Consider the following 13045-nt stretch of genomic DNA (forward strand, 5'->3'; position numbering starts at 1 on the left):
ATCAACACCTATCGGTAATTGCCATGAATACAGTCCGTCGTATGCCCCGCCTCGCCTTGTTCGCCCTGATGGCCGGTTTGACCGCCTGCGCCACCCCCGCCCCGCAGACGTCCGCGATGTCCGCGTCGACGCCGATGAAGGAAAGCGGCTCGGTGCCGTCGGGCGTCGGCTATGTAGGCTCCGGCGACGAGACGGCCAGCGGCGAGGAGGTGAGGGTGGTGGTCAAGGAGGTCAATCCCTTCCAGCCCATCGTGGTCCGCGTGACCGGCTCCGGCGCCGCGCCCTACACCAACAGCCTGACGCCGTCTCAGCGCAAGCTGCTGGCGATGCGCGCCGCCCGGCTGGACGCCTTCCGAGCGATCGCGGAACAGGTGCAGGGCATGAAGCTGGTCGGCAACAGCTCGGTGTCCAATATGATCGCCAACAGCGACAGCTTCCGCACCTATGTGGACGCCTATCTGCGCGGCGTCACCATCGTTTCCACGGTGATGAAGCCGGATGGCACCAGCGAGGCGGTGGCCGAGATCACGCTGGACCAGGAGTTCTACAAGCAATTCCGCCACTCCATGGAAAAGACCGGCAGCGTGATGCAGGCGTCCAAGGAAACCGGCACCGCCGGCGCGCTCTGTCCGGAAGCCAACTGCGGCGCCACCAAGATCGTGCCGGCCCCGGCGGCCGCGCCGGCGCCCGCCGTCATGACCGTTTCGCCAGCCCGCTACAGCAACAATTTCTACGTGACCCAGTAATGACGCGAATCGCTATCCGCGCCGCCGCTCTTGCGGCGGCATTTGTTTTGTCGGGCCCGTCGCAAGCGGAAATCCTGACCGCCGAGGGCGTGGCGCCGCTGGACAACGGGCCGGTCGCCGCGCGGGAGATGGCGATACAGGACGCGTTGAAGCTGCTCTCCATCCGGCAGGGCGCGCGCATCGAGTCTACGCAGCTGATCGATGCCGGCCGGCAGGGCGAATCCAGCACGCTGAGGGCCTTGTCTCCGGTGCAGGGCGCGGTGCGGGTCGTCAATGAATACGCGCAGGGCAAGCTGTACCACGTCAAGGTCGAAGTGGACACCGGCCCGGCCAAGGCCGCTCAGGCGCCCGCGCCGGAGCGGAGCGGAGACCCGGCCTGCCAGATGCCGGTGGGCCGGTCGCTGAAGCGCAAGCTGGTGACCACGTATTTCGACGTCGCGCATCCGGCCGACGCGTCCGATATGCCTGACTTGGCCACCGCGCTGCCGACTGAGTTGGCGCGCAGGTTGGCGCACAACAGCATGCTGGTGGTGAAGGACGCCAATACCGTGTCGGTGCTGGCCGACAGCCGCGTTTCCGAGCCGGATGCCGGCTGGCAGGTCGCCAGCCAGCTGGGGCAGCGGGAGAACGTCCAGTTCGTGGTGGCGGGCCGGGTGCTGTCCACATCGGTGATGGACAAAGGAATGCGCAAGTCCTTGTTCGAATCCAACAATACCAGCCAGCAGGGGGCGTTTTACAACGGCCCCTTCGCAGGCATGTTCGGCGGCGGCGTCAAGTACGTGCCCACGCAGCGGCAGTTCGATCTGGAGTTCTGGATATACGACGGGTTGACCGGCTCGCTGATCGCCAAGGATAGGGTCAGCGGCATCGTCAATTCGAAAGGGCCGGTGATTCCGACCATGCCGCAGCCCTTCGCCTCCGTCGCGTTCTGGCAGAGCGACTACGGCAAGCAGGTGGATAGGTGGCTGGATAATGTGTCGGACCGCATCGAAAGCGTGATTTCCTGCATCCCGTTCTCCGCCCGCGTGGTAAGGCTGGAAGGCAAGCGCGTTTACATCAACGCCGGCCTGCTGGACGGCATGGCGGTGGGCGACAAGCTGCTGCTGTACAAGCGCTCGACCGGGCAGCCGCTGCGCGATCTGATTTCCGGCCGGGAGCTGGGCATGCCGGAAAGCCTGAACGGCGATGTGACGCTGACCCAGGTCCAGCCCAATTTCTCGATAGGCGTGACGCAGGGCAGCGCCCGCGTGGCGGAGGGGGATTACGTCCGCTTCGGAACGGCGCGCTGACGGTGGTTTTTCTGCCGGAAGTTCCGCCGTTTTCAATTTATTTTTGTATTGATAAGTATTATCAGCTGGTGTTACGGTGCTCCCCGCACTTCGCTTTTCGTCTCAATCGAACAGGGGAAACACCTTGAAACAGCAACTGATGTTGGCCGCCGCGCTGGCGGCCGTGGCCGGCCCCGCGCTGGCCGAGGATGTGGTGGTCTACAGCGCGCGCGGCGAGCAACTGCTCAAGCCCATCGTCGAAGCCTACAAGAAGGAGACCGGCGTCAACGTCAAGCTGGTGTCAGACAAGGAAGGCCCGCTGATGGAGCGTCTGCGCGCCGAGGGCCGCAACAGCCCGGCCGACCTGCTGCTGACGGTGGATGCCGGCAATCTGTGGCAGGCCGAGCGCATGGGGCTGCTGAAGGCGGTCAATTCGCCGGTGCTGGACGCCAACATTCCGGCCCACCTGCGCGATCCGGCCAAGCAGTGGTACGGCCTGTCCATCCGCGCTCGCACCATCTTCTACAACACCCAGAAGGTGAAGCCGTCCCAGCTGTCCAGCTATGCCGATCTGGCCGATCCCAAGTGGAAAGGCAAGCTCTGCCTGCGCACCTCCAAGAAGGTGTACAACCAGTCGCTGGTGGGCATGATGCTGGCCGAGATGGGGCCGGCCAAGACCGAGCAGGTGGTCAAGGGCTGGGTGGGCAATCTGGCCGCCGCGCCGTTCCCCGACGACACCAAGATGCTGGAGGCCATCGCCGCCGGCCAGTGCGAGGTGGGCATCGCCAACACCTACTACTATGGCCGGATGATGGAAAAGTCGCCGAAGCTGCCGGTCGGCATCTTCTGGGCCGACCAGGCCGGCAAGGGCGCCCATGTCAATATTTCCGGCGCCGGCGTCACCCGCCATGCCCGGAACGAGAAGGGCGCGGTGAAATTCCTGGAGTGGCTGAGCTCGGAGAAGGCGCAGAACATGTTCGCCGACGTCAATCTGGAATTCCCGGTCAATCCCAAGGTGAAGCCCGACGCCCGCGTGGCGGCCTGGGGCGATTTCAAGCACAACTACATCAACGTCTCCAATGCCGGTGCCCGGCAGGCCGAGGCGGTCAAGCTGATGGACCGCGCCGGCTACAAGTAAGCCGCCGCGATTCGTGTTGAACCGGGCCCGCCGTCCTGACGATGCGTGCCCGCCGCCGTTGGATCGCATCGCATGCCGTTTACCGTTTCGCGCTGGCGCGCGTCGGCCGCAGCCGCCAGCCTGCTTACCCTGATTCCGCTGGCGGTGATCGCCCTGGGCCTGTTGGAGCCGGACGCCGAAGTGTGGCGCCATCTGGCGGAGCACGCGTTGCCGGAGCTGCTGCGCAACACCGCCGTCCTGCTGCTGGGCGTCGGCGCCGGTGTGCTGCTGCTGGGCGTGCCGCTGGCCTGGCTGACCGCGGTGCATGACTTTCCCGGGAGGCGGTTTTTCTCCTGGGCGTTGATGCTGCCGCTGGCGATGCCGGCCTATGTGATGGCGTTTTCCCAATTGGGACTGTTCGATTTCACCGGTCCGTTCCAGACCTGGTTGCGCGAGGCCTTCGGCAGCTCCGCCTGGGTGCCCGACATTCGTTCGACGCCCGGCGTGGTGCTGGTGCTGTCGCTGGCTTTCTATCCCTATGTCTACCTGCTGGCGCGCAACGCGTTCGCCGGCATGGGCCGGCGCGCGCTGGAGGTCGGGCAGTCGATGGGTTTGTCGCCGCTGGCCGGTTTCTTCAAGGTGGCGCTGCCGATGGCCCGGCCCTGGATCGCAGGCGGGCTCGGCCTGGCGCTGATGGAGACGCTGGCCGATTTCGGCACCGTCGCCATCTTCAATTTCGACGCCTTCACCTCGGCCATCTACAAGGCCTGGTTCAGCCTGTTCTCCTTGCCCGCCGCCAAGCAGCTGGCGTCCTTGTTGGCGCTGCTGGTGTTCGTCCTGCTATGGCTGGAGCAGCGCGCCCGCGGCCAGCGCGGCTATGTCCAGGCGGGCAGGGCGGCGCCGCTGCCGCGCACCCGCCTGGCCGGCGCGCGCGGCTGGCTGGCCAGCGTCTTCTGCGCGCTGGTTTTGTCGCTGGCTTTCGCCTTGCCCTTCGGCCAGATACTGGTTTGGGCGGCAGGCCATCTGGCCAGCGATCTGGACGCCGACCTGCTCGACAGCTTGAAGAGTTCGCTGTCGCTGGCGGCGTTGGCGGCGCTGCTGGTGCCGGCCATCGCCTTGTGCCTGGTTTTCGCCGGCCGGCGCGATCCGGGCAGCCGGCCCTGGATCCGGCTGGCCACGCTGGGTTACGCGGTGCCGGGCACGGTGCTGGCGGTGGGGGTGTTCGCGCCGGTTGCGGCGTTGGACAATCTGCTGCTCGAGCATTTCGGCCGCTGGCTGCCGGAAGGCGCGTCCGCCGTGTTCAAGGGCACGCTGCTGGTCTTGATGCTGGCCTACGCGTCGCGCTTCCTGGCCGTGGCCCACTCCGCGCTGGAGGCGGCGATGCAGCGGATCAGCCGCAGCCAGGAAGAAGCGGCGAACAGCCTGGGCGTATATGGCGGACGGCTGTTGCTCTGTCTGCACCTGCCGCTTCTCAAGGGCGGCCTCTTCACCGCGATGCTGATGGTGTTCGTCGACGCGATGAAGGAGATGCCGATCACGCTGATGACCCGGCCTTTCGGCTGGGACACGCTGGCGGTGCGCATTTTCAACCTGACCAGCGAGGGCGAGTGGCAACGCGCGGCTCTGCCCTCGGTGGCCATCGTGCTGGCCGGCCTGTTGCCGGTTTTGCTGCTGTCGCGGCAGAAGCCTGGAGTGTGAGATGGACAAGACGCTTGAATTCGACGCGGTAAGCCTGGCTTTCGCCGGCAGGCCGGTGCTGGACGGCATGAGCTTCGCGCTGGAGGGGGGCGAGATCGCCTGCCTGCTGGGCGGCTCCGGTTGCGGCAAGACCACCGCGCTGCGCTGCATCGCCGGCTTCGAGACGCCGTCGGCCGGCCGCATCCGGCTGGAGGGCGAGACGGTGTTCGGCGTGGGCGTGAATGTGCCCGCCCATCGCCGCCGCGTCGGCATGGCGTTTCAGGACCATGCGCTGTTTCCGCACCTGACGGCGGCCGGCAACGTGGCTTTCGGCCTGTCCGCGCTGTCCCGTGCCGAACGCAAGGCCAGGGTGGCGGAGACGCTGAGCCTGGTGGGGCTGGAGGACGAAGCCGCGCGTTATCCTCACCAGCTGTCCGGCGGCCAGCAGCAGCGGGTAGCCCTGGCGCGCGCGCTGGCGCCCAGGCCCAGGCTATTGCTGCTGGACGAGCCGTTTTCCAATCTGGACGCCGAGCTGCGCGAGCGGCTGGCGCGCGAGGTGCGCGCCATTTTGAAATCGCAGGGCATCGCCGCCTTGATGGTCACCCACGACCAGCACGAGGCCTTCGCCATCGCCGACCAGGTAGGCGTGCTGCACCAGGGGCGGCTGCAGCAGTGGGACGCGCCGGACGGGCTTTACCATCGGCCCGCCAACCGCTACGTGGCCGGTTTCATCGGCCAGGGCGCGTTTCTGCCCGGCAGAGTGAGCGGCCGCGCGGTGTGGCTGGAGACCGGGGAGCTGAGATGCGACGAGGGCCTGCCCTTCGACGACGGCGCCGAGGTGGACGTGCTGCTGCGGCCGGACGCGGTGCTGCCGGAGCCGGGCAGCCCGCTGCGGGCAAGAGTGGTGGACAGGGTGCTGCGCGGCACAGTCAGCCATTACGCGCTGGAGCTGCTGTCCGGCCGGCGGCTGCTGGCCGAGCTGGGCCATGAGCGGCCGCTGGCGGTCGGCGACATGGTGGGCATCCGGCTGCAGCCCAGGCCGCTGCTGGCGTTCGCCCGGGAGTGAGGTCCAGGCTGTGCCTTGGAATTGCCAAGGCCTAGGCTCTTTGGCGCGCGCTCGCGCAAAACGGAGGCGGGCAGGCCCTCAGGCGAAGGCCTGGCAGACGTCCACCCACTGGCCGGCGGTGATGTCGCCGAGCCGGTCCGGGCTGATCCGCACCGCGCTGTGCACGGCGCCGGCAGCGGGCAGCACCTCGTCGAAAGCTTGTATCGAAACGTCCAGATAGATGGGCAGCTCGCGGGCCAGGCCGAACGGGCAGACGCCGCCGACCGGGTGGCCGGTGATGGCCTCCACTTCTTCCGGCGGCAGCATCTTGCCTTTGCCGAAGGCGTCCTTGAACTTGCGGTTGTCGATGCGGGCATCGCCGCGCGCGACCAAGATCACCTCGCGGCCGTCGCTGAGGCGGAAGGCCAGCGTCTTGGCGATGCGGCCGGGTTCGACGCCATGGGCCGCTGCGGCCTCGGCCACGGTGGCGGTGCTGACGTCAAGCTCGATGATGGCGATGTCCGCTTGGCGGGCGGCGAAGAAGGCTTTGACCGATTCCAGGCTCATGGGCGATTCTCGTCGGGAAGGAGGGATGACCCGACCATTATTCCCGATGAGGACCAAAGGCGCCAGGCTCGGCTTCCGCTCGCGGTTTTTGCGGCAGCGGCCATTTCCGGCGCGGAAAAATGCCCCAGGCGGTGTCGTCCGCGGCCCGGGGCGTTTGATGGGGCGATGCGGCGGGGAAAAGCGGCCCGATAACCAGTCTTTGATGGATGATCAGGACTGACGCACGATTTCGGCCAGCTTGTCGGCGATGTCTTGCGAGGTAGCGGCCTGTTCCTCGGCGGCGTTGGCGATCTGTACGACGAAGTCGCGCATATTGTTGATTTCGTTGACGATGGTGGTCAGCGCCTGCTCGGCGTGCAGGAAGTCGCTCTCGGTCGCGTCCACTTGTAGGCGGCCGCGTTCGATCGCCTCCACGTTCTGCTTCACCTCGTGCTGGATGTCGCGGATCATGTCGCCGATTTCCTGGGTGGCCTTGGTGGTGCGCTCGGCCAGCTTGCGCACCTCGTCGGCCACCACGGCGAAGCCGCGGCCCATCTCGCCGGCTCGCGCCGCCTCGATGGCGGCGTTCAGCGCCAGCAGATTGGTCTGGTCGGCGATATCCTTGATCACGCCGATGATCTGGCCGATGGTCACGGAGCGCTGGCCCAGCGACTCCAGGCTGTCGGCGGTGTCGCGCACCATGCCGCCCACGCTTTTCATGCTGCCGCTGGTTTCGTTTACGATGGTCGCGCCCTTGCGGCCTTCGCCCAGCATCAGTTCGGCCGATTCCGACGCCGACGCGGTCTGCACCGCCACGTTCTGGATCGTGGCGCTCATCGCCTGCATGTTTTCCGACAGCTCATTGATGCGGGCCTCCAGGAAGTCGCGGCGTTGATTGCCTTGTTCCTGCAGCTTTTGGGCGCGGATTTCAGAGGACACGTCTTGAAAGCTGGCCATGAAGCACAGCAGTTGATTGGGGTTGGCCGAATCCCAGATCGGAAACACCTTGGTTTCGAACATGACCTCGCCCACCGGAATCATCGCCACGTGCTGCTCCATTTTGCGGCTGGCCAGGTCGGCCAGGATGCGGCGGTTGTGCTCCGGATCCCGGTGGAACTGGTGGATGCTGTGGCCGTGGGCATGGTTGACATCGACGCCGGCCCGGAATTTCTGGTTCATCATTTCTCGATGGCGGCCAAACACATCGCGCGCAGTCCGGTTCATGTAGAAAATCGCGTTGTCGCGACTGGTGTCGCACAGCATGATCAGATTATCCGCATGATCCAGCACGCTTTCCAGCTGGCGCACCTTGCGCGCCGCATCCTCGGCCTGATTCGCTGCTTTCTTGAAACCAAACATCCCTATCTCCCGCCTACGTACGTGTTTTTACTAGGTTTATTATTTTTGGTTTGGTTGACTCAAGACATAAAAGCAAGCTTTTTCTGGGATTTGGTCAAGTTTCATGCATTGATTTTAAAGGGGTATTTCAGTCTCCCAGAGGCAGTTGCAGGGTCTCTTTGACCTCTTCCATCACCACATAGCTTTTGGACTCCTTGGCCGAAGGCAGCTGCAGCAGGATGTCGCCCAGCAGCTTGCGGTACATCGACATGTCCGGAATGCGCGCCTTGATCAGGTAGTCGAAATCGCCGGACACCAGGTGGCATTCCAGTATCTCCGGAATGCTCATGATCTCGCGGCGGAAGGCATCGAAGATGTTGCCGGACTTGGCCTCCAGCTTGATCTCCACGAACACCAGCAGCGAGCCGCCCAGCGCGTGCGGATTGAGGCGGGCGTAATAGCCCTCGATGATGCCGTCGCGCTCCATGCGCCGCACCCGCTCGGTGCAGGGCGTGGTGGACAGGCCTACTTTTTCGGCCAGTTCGGTCATGGCGATGCGGCCGTTCTTCTGCAGGATGCGCAGGATTTTCCGGTCCATCTTGTCCAGGGCTTTGGCGACGGCGGGAAGTGGCTTCATGTTTTCACTGTTTTTATGAGAAAGATTTGAGAATGATCATTTGATTTTTATCAATTTCAGTGAAAAAAACCAGATGTCAATGCATATACTAGCGGAATTCACTATCTGGTAGTGCCAAGACTACAAACGGAGACAGAAATGAAGGTAATCGTGCTGGGCGGCGGCGTTCTGGGCGTATCCACCGCGTGGTATCTGGCCAAGGCAGGCTGCCAGGTGACGGTGCTGGAGCGCCAGGAAGGCGTGGCGCTGGAAACCAGTTTCGGCAACGCCGGCCAGATATCCCCCGGCTACTCGGCGCCGTGGGCCGCGCCCGGCATTCCGTTGAAGGGTCTGAAGTGGATGTTCCAGCGCCATGCGCCGCTGGCCATCAGCCCGGACGGCAGCCTGTACCAGTTGCAGTGGATCGCGAAAATGCTGGCCAACTGCAACGAGAAGGCCTACGCGGTCAACAAGGGCCGCATGATGCGCCTGGCCGAGTACAGCCGCGACAAAATCAAGGAACTGCGCGCCGAAACCGGCCTGCAGTACGAAGGCCGCCAGGGCGGGACGCTGCAGCTGTTGCGCAGCCAGGCCCAGGTTGAGGGCATGGCCAAGGACATCGCCGTGCTGCGCGAGTGCGGCGTGGACTTCAACGTGCTGGACCCGGACGGCTGCGTCCGCGTCGAGCCGGCGCTGGCGGCTGTCAAGCACAAGCTGGCCGGCGGCCTGCAGCTGCCCAATGACGAAACCGGCGATTGCAATCTGTTCACCAGCCGCCTGGCGGAGCTGGCTCGCGCCAAGGGCGTGGAGTTCCGCTTCGGCGTGACGGTGGACGGCATCGAGAACGACGGCAAGCGCATCACCGGCGTGCGCGTTGGCGACGAGCTGCTGCGCGCCGACCATTACGTGGTGGCGATGGGCAGCTACTCCCGCGACATGGTGAAGGAGCTGGGCATCGACATCCCGGTCTACCCGGTCAAGGGCTACTCGCTGACGGTGCCGATCACCAATCCGGCCGGCGCGCCGACCTCCACCATTCTGGACGAAACCTACAAGGTGGCGATCACCCGCTTCGACGACCGCATCCGCGTCGGCGGCATGGCCGAGCTGTCCGGCTACAATCTGGAGCTGAACCCGCGCCGCCGCGAGACGCTGGAAATGGTGGTGGGCGACCTGTACCCGAACGGCGGCGACATCAAGGCGGCCAGCTTCTGGACCGGCCTGCGCCCGATGACGCCGGACGGCACGCCCATCGTCGGCGGCACCCGTTTCGCCAACCTGTCGTTGAACACCGGCCACGGCACGCTGGGCTGGACCATGTGCGCCGGCTCCGGCAAGGTGCTGGCCGACCTGATCACCGGCGCCAAGCCGGAAATCAGCGTGGACGGCCTGTCGATGCAGCGCTACGCCAAACAGGGCGAAACCCTGGTGGTGCCGGTGATCCGTCCCGCGGCGCAAGGGGCCTGATCCGATGCGTCCGTTGATCGCGACGATACGGCTGGACCACCTGCGGCACAATTATCTGCTGGCGCGCGCCGCCCACGGCGGCAAGACGCTGGCGGTGCTGAAGGCCAATGGCTACGGCCACAACGCGGTGCGCTGCGCTCAGGCGCTGGCCGATATCGCCGACGGCTTCGCCGTCGCCTGTCTGGAAGAAGCGCTGCAGCTGCGCGCCGCGGGCGTGGCCGCGCCCATCCTGCTGCTGGAAGGGGTGTTCGAAGCGGCCGAGCTGGCCGAGGTCGAGCGCCATCGCTTGTGGCTGGTGGTGCAGAGCGAGAGCCAGTTGCGCATGCTGGAGGACGCCAATCCGGCCGAGCCGTTCCGCGTCTGGCTGATGCTGGACAGCGGCATGCACCGCGAAGGCTTCCTGCCGCAGCATTACCGCGCCGCCTGGCAGCGGCTGCGGGACAGCGGCAAGGTGGAGAGCATCGTGAAGATGACCCATTTCGCCCGCGCCGACGAGCCGGGTGTGCCGATGACCCAAGCGCAGATAGAAGTTTTCGACGCCGCCACCGCCGGTCTGCCGGGGGAGGAGAGCATGGCCAATTCCGCCGGCCTGCTGTGCCATCCGCGCGCGCGCCGCGATTGGGGCCGCGCCGGCATCGTGCTGTACGGCGCCAACCCCTTGTCGGCCGGCTACTTGCAGGGCGATGCGTTGAAACCGGTGATGCGCTTGAGCAGCCGGATCTTCGGCGTGCGCGAACTGGCCGCCAGCGAGCCTATCGGCTATGGCAGCAATTTCGTCACGGATCGCCCGACCCGGGTGGGACTGATCGCCTGCGGCTACGCCGACGGTTATCCGCGGCTGGCGTCCAGCGGCAGCCCGGTGGCGGTGGACGGCCGCCGTTCGCGCATCATCGGCCGGGTGTCGATGGACATGATCACCGTGGATCTGAGCGATCTGCCCGAGGCCGGCATCGGCAGCGAGGTGGAATTGTGGGGCGACGCGGTATCGGTCAGCGAGGTTGCCGCCGCCGCCGGCAGCATTTCCTATGAATTGCTGTGCAATATCAAGCGCGCCCACTTCGCATTCGAATAAGTTTTTGCTGATTTTCTGAAAGGTATTTCAGAATCAAACGACTAAGGGACAAGCCCGGCCATTGGCCGGGTTTTTTATTTATATTGCATCTTGTGTTGCGTCGACGCCGCAAGGCTGGCATCAAGCTTGGGTAATTTTGTCATTATTTGATAGTTATTCTCATTAGCCTGGACGCGCAATGGGATTTCTGTTTTCCTTTGTTAAAAATAGTTAAGAATCTAGTGATGATTAAATACAAAAAACTATCTTCGGCCAGATTGTGGCGGATGGCGGGGATAGTCTGCTGGGGCGTGGCGGCGCAAGCCGCGGAAGTGCCCGGCATGTCCGGCAGCATGCATCAGCAGATGGAAAACGATTCGCGGCGCTTGTTGCAAGACAACAGCCGCCGCTTCGACGCCATCATCCAGCAGCAGCGTCTGCGGCAGATGCTGCCGGACAGCAACACCATGCATCGGCCGGAAGCGGAGGACATGAGCGAGCTGGATTGCCTGCGCGTCAAGGGCGTGCGTCTGGCCGGCATCAAGCTGCTGAGCCGCAAGGAAGTGGCTTCGCTGGGCGAGCTGGCGGGCGACTGCCTGAGCAATGAAGAGCTGAACCGCTACAGCCGCGCCTTGACCCAGCTTTATCTGAAGAAGGGCTATATCGCCGCGCGGGTGGCGGCCGAAGGGCCGGACGAACAGGGCGTGCTGACCTTGCGCGTGCATGAGGGCCGGGTGGAAAAAATCGTCAGCGCCGACCGGCGCAGCAACCCGGCCACCTTGTTTCCCGGGGTGATTGGACGGCCGCTGAACATCCACGACGCCGACCAGGGACTGGACCAGGCCAACCGGTTGCCGTCCAGCAAGGCGACGCTGGACATCCTGCCCGGCGAAACGGTGGGCGGCTCCATCCTGAGCCTGCGCAACAATATGGACGCGCCCTGGCGGCTGAACTTCAACGCCGACAACACCGGCCGCGACAGCACCGGCCGGGTGCAGGCCGGGGTGGGGCTGTCCTGGGACAGCCCGCTGGGCTTGTCTGATTTCGTCAGCGTGTCGGCGCAGCGCACCAGCAACGACAACGCGGTGCGGCACAGCCGCAGCGAGTCGCTGTTTTATTCCTTGCCCTACGGCTATTGGACTTTCAGCGCCTTCGCCAGCCGCGCCGATTATCTGAACACACAGCAGTTTCCTAATGGCGTGGCGCAGTTGTCCGGCAGTACCGCTCAGAGCGGCCTGCGTACGGACTGGGTAATGAGCCGCGGCCAGGACCAGACCACCTCGCTGATGGCCCAGCTAACCCATAAGCGGGTGCGCAATTATTTTCTCGACAGTGAACTCGGCGTCAGCAGCCCGACGCTGAGCGTGGTCGAGCTGGGCTTGTCGCGTCTGCAGCTGCTTAGCGGCGGGGTGTTGATCGCCGATGCCGGCGTGCAGCGCGGCACCCGTTGGCTGGGCGCCAGCGCGCCGGACCCGCGTTCGCCGGACGGCCCGAATCCGCAGTTCACCAAGTGGAAGGCGTCGCTGAACTGGTTCCAAAGCCTGGCCTTTCCCGGCGGGCCGTACCAGCTCAACAGCGCGCTGGTCGGCCAGACCAGCCGCGACTACCTGCCCGGCGTCGAGCAGATGGACGTGTCCGACGCCAGCGCGGTGCGCGGCTTTCGCCGCAACACGTTGGCAGGCGAAACCGCCTGGTCCTGGCGCAACACGCTGTCGCGCCGCTTCGAGATGGCAGGCGTTGGCGTGACGCCGAGGCTGGGATTGGATGGCGGCCGGGTATTGCCGAACGGCTCGGTCCAACAGTGGCAAAGCATTGCCGGCGCCAGCCTGGGCCTGGCGTTCAGCTATCGCAGGGCCAGTCTGGATCTGGAATACAGCCGACCTTTGTACAAGCCCGCCGGCTGGCAGCCGGAAGGCCATCAGTTGTTCGCCAGGCTGGCGTTGTCCTGGTGATGCCTTTGGCATCTGTTTTTAAAAGCATAAATATTCTGAAAGAAATTAGCTGCGTACGCGACTAAGCGGTATTGGCAGTATTTCATTTGAATTGATTTAAAAAGAGACGTAGATTAGAAATCAAACGTATGTTTTAGTGCGGGTAAGAACGGCAGGCAGGCCGGCGATGCTCGCGCGACATGGGTTGGATGAAGCGGCCTGAGGCCGGATCTGCTTGTTCTT

Annotated in this window: 11 protein-coding genes; 8 read left to right on the forward strand and 3 right to left on the reverse strand. The window is 64.7% G+C overall.

Annotation, left to right across the window (positions count from 1 at the left end):
• Positions 1–23: 23 nt before the first annotated feature.
• From VL52_RS04295 to VL52_RS04315, 5 genes are all read left to right on the forward strand, one after another.
• Positions 24–746 (forward strand): LPP20 family lipoprotein, encoded by a 723-nt coding sequence (locus VL52_RS04295; protein ID WP_046155886.1) that lies wholly within the window; start codon positions 24–26, stop codon positions 744–746.
• Complete coding sequence (locus VL52_RS04300; RefSeq protein ID WP_046155887.1) at positions 746–2035, forward strand: flagellar assembly protein T N-terminal domain-containing protein; 1290 nt, start codon at positions 746–748, stop codon at positions 2033–2035. Before VL52_RS04295 ends, VL52_RS04300 begins: the two co-directional genes overlap by 1 nt.
• 124 nt (positions 2036–2159) lie before the next feature.
• Positions 2160–3152 carry an extracellular solute-binding protein gene (locus tag VL52_RS04305; RefSeq protein ID WP_046155888.1) on the forward strand — a complete coding sequence of 331 codons (993 nt, stop codon included), beginning with the start codon at positions 2160–2162 and terminating at the stop codon, positions 3150–3152.
• 72 nt (positions 3153–3224) lie between these two features.
• Positions 3225–4829 (forward strand): ABC transporter permease, encoded by a 1605-nt coding sequence (locus VL52_RS04310; RefSeq protein WP_046155889.1) that lies wholly within the window; start codon positions 3225–3227, stop codon positions 4827–4829.
• 1 nt (position 4830) lies between these two features.
• Positions 4831–5874, forward strand: a complete 1044-nt coding sequence (locus VL52_RS04315) for an ABC transporter ATP-binding protein (protein WP_046155890.1) — start codon at positions 4831–4833, stop codon at positions 5872–5874.
• Positions 5875–5952: 78 nt separating this feature from the next.
• On the opposite strand, the gene VL52_RS04320 is transcribed toward VL52_RS04315, so the two are convergent.
• The 3 genes from VL52_RS04320 to VL52_RS04330 all read right to left on the reverse strand — a co-directional run bounded on the left by VL52_RS04320 (position 5953) and on the right by VL52_RS04330 (position 8374).
• Complete coding sequence (locus VL52_RS04320) at positions 5953–6420, reverse strand: YbaK/EbsC family protein (protein ID WP_046155891.1); 468 nt, start codon at positions 6418–6420, stop codon at positions 5953–5955.
• Between the two features lie 210 nt (positions 6421–6630).
• Positions 6631–7758 carry a methyl-accepting chemotaxis protein gene (locus tag VL52_RS04325; RefSeq protein WP_046155892.1) on the reverse strand — a complete coding sequence of 376 codons (1128 nt, stop codon included), beginning with the start codon at positions 7756–7758 and terminating at the stop codon, positions 6631–6633.
• A 127-nt stretch (positions 7759–7885) separates the two neighbouring features.
• Entirely contained in the window at positions 7886–8374 is a 489-nt protein-coding gene (locus VL52_RS04330) for an Lrp/AsnC ligand binding domain-containing protein (protein ID WP_046155893.1), read from the reverse strand.
• Positions 8375–8512: 138 nt separating this feature from the next.
• Here VL52_RS04330 and VL52_RS04335 point away from each other — a divergent pair, with 138 nt between their 5' ends.
• The 3 genes from VL52_RS04335 to VL52_RS04345 all read left to right on the forward strand — a co-directional run bounded on the left by VL52_RS04335 (position 8513) and on the right by VL52_RS04345 (position 12823).
• Positions 8513–9820 carry a D-amino acid dehydrogenase gene (locus tag VL52_RS04335; RefSeq protein WP_046155894.1) on the forward strand — a complete coding sequence of 436 codons (1308 nt, stop codon included), beginning with the start codon at positions 8513–8515 and terminating at the stop codon, positions 9818–9820.
• A gap of 4 nt (positions 9821–9824) precedes the next feature.
• Positions 9825–10892, forward strand: coding sequence for an alanine racemase (gene alr, locus VL52_RS04340; protein ID WP_046155895.1), 1068 nt, complete (start codon positions 9825–9827; stop codon positions 10890–10892).
• A 224-nt stretch (positions 10893–11116) separates the two neighbouring features.
• Positions 11117–12823, forward strand: a complete 1707-nt coding sequence (locus VL52_RS04345; RefSeq protein WP_082113618.1) for a ShlB/FhaC/HecB family hemolysin secretion/activation protein — start codon at positions 11117–11119, stop codon at positions 12821–12823.
• The last annotated feature ends 222 nt before the right edge of the window (positions 12824–13045 follow it).

Origin of the sequence: Chromobacterium vaccinii, assembly GCF_000971335.1 — a bacterium.
Classification (GTDB): domain Bacteria; phylum Pseudomonadota; class Gammaproteobacteria; order Burkholderiales; family Chromobacteriaceae; genus Chromobacterium; species Chromobacterium vaccinii.

Bases quoted from the DNA above. Each gene is read 5' to 3' on its own strand.
- VL52_RS04310 (WP_046155889.1), top strand. From the start codon at position 3,225: ATGCCGTTTACCGTTTCGCGCTGGCGCGCGTCGGCCGCAGCCGCCAGC.
- VL52_RS04345 (WP_082113618.1), top strand. From the start codon at position 11,117: ATGATTAAATACAAAAAACTATCTTCGGCCAGATTGTGGCGGATGGCG.
- VL52_RS04335 (WP_046155894.1), top strand. From the start codon at position 8,513: ATGAAGGTAATCGTGCTGGGCGGCGGCGTTCTGGGCGTATCCACCGCG.
- VL52_RS04315 (WP_046155890.1), top strand. From the start codon at position 4,831: ATGGACAAGACGCTTGAATTCGACGCGGTAAGCCTGGCTTTCGCCGGC.
- VL52_RS04300 (WP_046155887.1), top strand. From the start codon at position 746: ATGACGCGAATCGCTATCCGCGCCGCCGCTCTTGCGGCGGCATTTGTT.
- VL52_RS04295 (WP_046155886.1), top strand. From the start codon at position 24: ATGAATACAGTCCGTCGTATGCCCCGCCTCGCCTTGTTCGCCCTGATG.
- VL52_RS04330 (WP_046155893.1), bottom strand. From the start codon at position 8,374: ATGAAGCCACTTCCCGCCGTCGCCAAAGCCCTGGACAAGATGGACCGG.
- alr (WP_046155895.1), top strand. From the start codon at position 9,825: ATGCGTCCGTTGATCGCGACGATACGGCTGGACCACCTGCGGCACAAT.
- VL52_RS04320 (WP_046155891.1), bottom strand. From the start codon at position 6,420: ATGAGCCTGGAATCGGTCAAAGCCTTCTTCGCCGCCCGCCAAGCGGAC.
- VL52_RS04325 (WP_046155892.1), bottom strand. From the start codon at position 7,758: ATGTTTGGTTTCAAGAAAGCAGCGAATCAGGCCGAGGATGCGGCGCGC.